Source organism: Bartonella sp. TS25HLJMH (assembly GCF_042193505.1).
GTDB classification, from domain to species: Bacteria; Pseudomonadota; Alphaproteobacteria; order Rhizobiales; family Rhizobiaceae; genus Bartonella; species Bartonella grahamii.
In genome coordinates, this window is record NZ_JBHILV010000038.1 from 1 (window position 1) to 4,914 (window position 4,914).

The following is a 4,914-nucleotide window of genomic DNA, read 5'->3' on the forward strand; positions in this document are numbered from 1 at the left end:
AAACAAGGTCATTGGCATTGGCTGATCTACCATCGTTAAACTTCAAACCATCACGCAAATGAAAGGTAATCACCGTATTGTGATCATCGCCTGAAACATCCCAATGCGTTGCTAAAGACGGAACTATTTTCGTTGGATCATCTGTCGCAGTACTGACCAAATTATCACAAACATTTCCAATAATTTCACTTGCATAAACATCATTGCTTTGGGCAGGATCAAACGTACTGATTGCATCAAGATTCCAAGCCATCACAAGAGTATTAGCTGGTGTTTTTGCTGAAACCTGTTGTACAACTACTCCCAGTGCAATAAGAGCAGCAACAAGAGAGCTACTACTTTTCAACATTGTTTTCTTCAAGTTCATAAACATTTCCCTTTATTTATTTTTTATTAATTAATGACGCTGAAATAACATGGCAAATTTATAATTATACACATTGAATAAATACATTCTAATCGCCTATACAGAGTCATCTACTTTATAAATTCATTGACTTACATCTCAATCAAACCCTAGCGAACATACAATATATGTTTTGCTAACCAGTATCACATTCTTTCATAACCTTTCTTTGCATACGATAATGCCGTATACCAGCCCCATTAATTATCAAAACGATAAGCCTTGTAGCCCCCAAAATGGTAAGCTTTAAAAAAATCATTGCGCAAAAATTTATGAATTCACCATTCTATTCCTTTAGGCGGTATTTAAAATAAAATATGCAAACTTTAAAAATTCTCACTCTCCTCAAACACTCAATTTCAAGATGCGCCGCATCTTTACTACATGATCAAAACTGCACTAAAATAGCAGAAAGGCATAAGAAAAGATCTTTTCTAAAACTCTACCCCCCACCACACAAAAATCTGCTTAATCTTTTGAAAACTAAGTGTCAAAAGTTTTACGTTTTTATCAACAAAACCGAACACGTTAACAAAAATAAAGGAACAATGAGAAGAATCACCCCTTCCAAGCCTTATCTTTTGAGAGATAAAACTTGCAATAAAAGAATACACACTAAAATGCACTTCTCCATTGATAAAAACAAAATTCATCACACTACCCCCCAAGACATAACGAATATAAACTCTTCTAAACTTTAGTGTGCATCATTGCTTTATCACTATAAAAATAGAACAGAAAACAACATACTGCAACAAAACTCTTGTTTCCAGCAGAAACATACAGAGATTCAACTAAGCAATGTAGTGGATACAAGCCTGCCTGAGCTTAATCATCTTCCCAAAAATTGGAGCGCACACGCGGCAAGATCACTCTCTAATAGAAGAAAACTATCAGATAATAAAACCCAACACAAGCAGCTTGAGTCATTTAACTTCAATTTTTCATCGCTGCATTTTATTTTTATTGCCTAGGTAAGTATCAAGAAATCGACCTACACACAAATAAACCAACAAGTCATACAACCAAAGTAAAATATAACAATGCAACAACAGCCCCTTCTAAAAACCACTTTGTATTCGTCAATAAACATGAATAAAATATTCATTACTTATTATAACGATCATGTCATTAACAGAAATAAAAACACCTCTTCTGAACCATTTCAAATGCCAAGGACTATTCAACATTGAGAGCTAGTAAAGTGTGTGATGGTGCTGATTTGCTCCTTCATAAGCATAAAGATGGAATGCACAATAGATTGACTGTTATACCATTCATGGGCTGCGTTGCAAAATGGGCTTTGGTACACTAGATGTTTCTTTAAAACATACAAGACATTACCATCATCTCACCTCAGATACATGACCGTTAAGGTATCACTCCTTTTTTGCATCTGTTTTTTCATCTTCAAAATTATGCCTTTATCGTTTTGAGTGCCAACAACAGTAGAAAATCATTGATATTGTATAGTTTGTATATTTCAATTATCTTATACAGTGGAGTTGTATAATCTATACATTTATTAAACAATTCAATTATTATTCTATTGATCATTACCCTTACAAAAGAACGTTGGCCAATTTATCGACAAAAACATCCTTCAAGATGATCATTAACAATCCCTACGGACTGCATAAAAGCATAACAAATTGTGGGACCAACAAATGTCCAGCCACGTTTCTTCAAGTCTTGAGAAAGACGAAGAGAAGCAGGGGTTGTAGGATGAGCCGACAGTGTTTGAAAGTCTATCTTTTCATAACGCTCTGATTGTAGTGGCTGAAAAGACCAAAAATAGCGGGACAAGCTCCCCCACTCTGTTATAATTTCCTGTGCTCTAAGCGCATTATTAAGCACTGATTGAATTTTTCCCTGATGGCGAACAATGTCTTTATTCTGCATTAACATTTGCACCTTTAGCTCATCATAATGAGCAATCTTTTCAAAGTCAAAGTGATCAAATGCAATGCGAAAAAAAGAGCGTTTTTTTAAAATTGTAAACCAAGAAAGTCCCGCTTGGAAACCTTCAAGGCAAATTTTTTCAAACAAACAGATATCCTCAAAAACAGGTTTTCCCCATTCGTTATCATGATAAGCACAATAAAGTGAATCCGTTCCAGCCCATGCGCAACGAACTTTTCCATCCCCCCCCTTAAGAAGACCTTCCGCAAGCATGGCATTAACCGTATTAAAAGAGAGTTCCTTGATCATCACTTGGCGACTTTATCTGCTTGTGTTTTGAACGTTTAGAAAAAACAGGTTCTTGTATTGCAACACTGATATCACCATCAAAAAAGCGTAAATTTATTTGCCCTGTTTCAGGAAACTGAGTCAACCGTTTAATGGGCTTATTATCTTGCCTCAAAGCCAAAACAAAACCACGCTCTAAAATATTCTGATAAGAAGTGCTTTTTAAAAGCCTAAATGCAAGCTCTATTTTGGCACGTTGTTTTTCCACACTACGCACAAAAGCACGATGAAGGCGCGCCGTATATTCCTTTGTATTGCGTTGTGCTTTTTCACTATTTAACAAACGTAGCGAAAGACGTAAACGAAGAGTGTGAAAAGAAAAACATTTTTTATCGTAGCTCACACAAAGAGCACGCTGTAATCGATTTGAAATTTCATCAAAACCACGCCGAGGTAGAGCAAAAAGTTGATCGACAGTGGGAAGACCACGTCTGGCTGCACGCAACTTTTGTTGATGAAAATCAAAAGAACGTACAAGTCCCTTGCGCAAACGTGCCCCAAGAGACGCAACACATACTTCAAGATCAAGCTTAACGGGAACAGCCTTTTCTGCAGCTCCTGTAGGAGTTGGAGCACGCCAATCAGCAACATAATCAATCAAAGTCCAGTCCGTTTCATGCCCAACAGCAGAAATAACGGGAAGAGCAGAGGCATAAACAGCACGAACAACAGCTTCGTCATTAAACCCCCACAAATCTTCTAAACTTCCCCCTCCCCGTGCAACAATAATAAGATCAGGTTTTGGAATAAGTCCTTCTGGAGCAAGAGCATTAAAACCTTCAACAGCAACAGCTACCTCTCTCCCACTTGTTTCCCCCTGAACACGTACAGGCCAAACCAAAATATGTAACGGAAAACGATCGGATATACGATGAATAATATCACGAATAACAGCACCTGTTGGTGATGTTACAACGCCTATAATTCGAGGCATATAAGGCAAAGGTTTTTTCTTTGCTTCATCAAATAAGCCTTCTTCCACAAACTTTTTCTTACGATTTTCAAGAAGTGTCATCAAAGCACCAACCCCCGTTGGTTCAAGAGCCTCAATGACAATTTGATATTTCGATGACCCTGGATAAGTTGTAAGTTTACCAACAGCAACCACTTCCATCCCTTCTTCAGGAGGAAATTTGAGCTTTTCCATCACTCCACGCCAAATAACAGCTTCCAACCGTGCCTTATCATCTTTTAAAGCAAAATAAGCATGTCCCGAAGCATGAGTACCACGGTAACCTGATATCTCCCCACGCACCCGTACATAACCAAACTTTTCTTCAACAACACGCTTTAGAGCTCCTGCTATTTCGGAAACAGTAAATTCTGCCACATTTGTTACACCTGTTTTTTCACTAAACAAACTTACCATTTTTCAATTCTTTACGCCCGTTTCTGTGAATCTTTTTGAAACAACACAATCTTTAAACTTTTTATTTATAGCTTCATCAAAATACCCATAACACTGGCTAAAACAGCTTATATTTTGAATTTCAAACCGATTATCCGAGTTATAAAAAAGCTTGAAGCCATTGTATGAGGATCTCCAGATTCATTATTTCATCTGAAAGCTGTATCAATAGAAGTTAAAATATTTAATCTTAACATCCACACAAATACACCTTTCATAAGAATTCCTAAAATAAAACTCTCTACACAACATAGTAATCCATTCCCGATAAAATTCAACGTATTGCAAAGTGTTAAAGAGCTTTGCAATACATCAAATATACCATGATCATATTTTTATATTTTATAAACCTGCTGCCTTCTTATTTTTCAATTGCACTGTAAAAAATACGTGGTGCACTATTCCAAACCCATTTTTTGACATCAGGTGTCATCGCTACAGTATGATACGTCTGATAGATAAAAGCATAGGGTCCTTTCTGCATAAATTCACGTTGCAAATCAGCATACATTTGCGCCCGTTTCTGTGAATCTTTTTCAAACAACGCATCTTGAACCTTTTGATTCATAGTTTCATCCAAATACCCATGGCACCAACTAGCATAGGCTGTATTTTTAGCCTCAAACCTATTATCAGGATTGTAAATAAGGCGTGAAGCCATTGTATGAGGATCGGCAGAATCATTATTCCATCCGAAAAAAATCGTATCAAAACTACGTGAAAATAATTTTGAAAGTAACTGTGTTCCTACAAAACGTTCAATCTTAAAACGCACCCCAACCTTTTTTGCGTTGTCTTGGAGAGACTGAGCAATAGGCAAAGCAAAAGGATAAGGAGAGGCACCAGCAAA

The 4,914-nt window shown here is 36.8% G+C and carries 3 protein-coding genes and 1 pseudogene; all 4 read right to left on the reverse strand.

Features of this window, described 5'->3' with window-relative positions; translation table 11 throughout:
- Positions 1–367 (reverse strand): ABC transporter substrate-binding protein (locus ACFINF_RS08645; protein WP_375620511.1); only part of this gene is annotated, 367 nt, incomplete at its 3' end.
- Between the two features lie 1,623 nt (positions 368–1,990).
- Positions 1,991–2,617: a DNA-3-methyladenine glycosylase I gene (locus tag ACFINF_RS08650; protein WP_375620512.1), complete on the reverse strand. Its 627-nt coding sequence runs from the start codon at positions 2,615–2,617 to the stop codon at positions 1,991–1,993.
- Positions 2,595–4,025 carry an exodeoxyribonuclease VII large subunit gene (gene xseA, locus ACFINF_RS08655; protein ID WP_375620513.1) on the reverse strand — a complete coding sequence of 477 codons (1,431 nt, stop codon included), beginning with the start codon at positions 4,023–4,025 and terminating at the stop codon, positions 2,595–2,597. The genes ACFINF_RS08650 and xseA overlap by 23 nt, the downstream gene beginning before the upstream one ends.
- A gap of 400 nt (positions 4,026–4,425) precedes the next feature.
- Positions 4,426–4,914, reverse strand: a pseudogene (locus ACFINF_RS08660) (ABC transporter substrate-binding protein); the annotation flags it as partial.

Excerpts from the sequence above, each read along its gene's own strand:
- xseA (WP_375620513.1), bottom strand. The coding sequence starts at position 4,025 with ATGGTAAGTTTGTTTAGTGAAAAAACAGGTGTAACAAATGTGGCAGAA.
- ACFINF_RS08650 (WP_375620512.1), bottom strand. The coding sequence starts at position 2,617 with ATGATCAAGGAACTCTCTTTTAATACGGTTAATGCCATGCTTGCGGAA.